Annotated in this window: 2 rRNA genes (1 of these 2 cut by a window edge); both read left to right on the forward strand. The window is 59.5% G+C overall.

Annotated elements, in window-relative coordinates:
- Positions 1-182: ribosomal RNA gene (locus tag ACH4NX_RS38245) — 16S ribosomal RNA — on the forward strand; the annotation flags it as partial.
- Between the two features lie 316 nt (positions 183-498).
- Positions 499-1,129 (forward strand): 23S ribosomal RNA (locus tag ACH4NX_RS38250) (it continues 2,569 nt past the right edge of the window).

Genomic DNA, 1,129 nt, shown 5'->3' on the forward strand with positions numbered 1-1,129 from the left:
TGCTGCGGTGAATACGTTCCCGGGCCTTGTACACACCGCCCGTCACGTCACGAAAGTCGGTAACACCCGAAGCCGGTGGCCCAACCCCTTGTGGGAGGGAGCTGTCGAAGGTGGGACTGGCGATTGGGACGAAGTCGTAACAAGGTAGCCGTACCGGAAGGTGCGGCTGGATCACCTCCTTTCTAAGGAGCACTTCTTACCGAGTCCTTCGGGGCGAGGTCAGAGGCCAGTTCATCGGCGAATGTTCGATGCTGGTTGCTCATGGGTGGAACGTTGACTATTCGGTCCGGTTTTCGGGTCGGTGGCTGTGAGTACTGCTCTTCGGGGCGTGGAAAGCATGATCACCGGGCGGGACTGGTCCGGGCACGCTGTTGGGTGTCTGAGGGTACGGCCGTGAGGTCGCCTTCAGTGCCGGCCCCAGTGCACTCGAGCTACTGGCTCGGGGTGATGGGTGGTTGGTCGTTGTTTGAGAACTGCACAGTGGACGCGAGCATCTGTGGCCAAGTTTTTAAGGGCGCACGGTGGATGCCTTGGCACCAGGAACCGATGAAGGACGTGGGAGGCCACGATAGTCCCCGGGGAGCCGTCAACCAGGCTTTGATCCGGGGGTTTCCGAATGGGGAAACCCGGCAGTCGTCATGGGCTGTCACCCGCTGCTGAACACATAGGCAGTGTGGAGGGAACGCGGGGAAGTGAAACATCTCAGTACCCGCAGGAAGAGAAAACAACCGTGATTCCGGGAGTAGTGGCGAGCGAAACCGGATGAGGCTAAACCGTATACGTGTGAGACCCGGCAGGGGTTGCGTGTACGGGGTTGTGGGATCTCTCTTCCACGGTCTGCCGGCCGTGGGACGAGTCAGAAACCGTTGATGTAGGCGAAGGACATGCGAAAGGTCCGGCGTAGAGGGTAAGACCCCCGTAGTCGAAACATCAGCGGCTCGTTTGAGAGACACCCAAGTAGCACGGGGCCCGAGAAATCCCGTGTGAATCTGGCGGGACCACCCGCTAAGCCTAAATATTCCCTGGTGACCGATAGCGGATAGTACCGTGAGGGAATGGTGAAAAGTACCGCGGGAGCGGAGTGAAATAGTACCTGAAACCGTGTGCCTACAAGCCGTGGGAGCGTCGC

Origin of the sequence: Streptomyces sp. NPDC017225, assembly GCF_044331465.1 — a bacterium.
Lineage (GTDB): Bacteria > Actinomycetota > Actinomycetes > Streptomycetales > Streptomycetaceae > Streptomyces.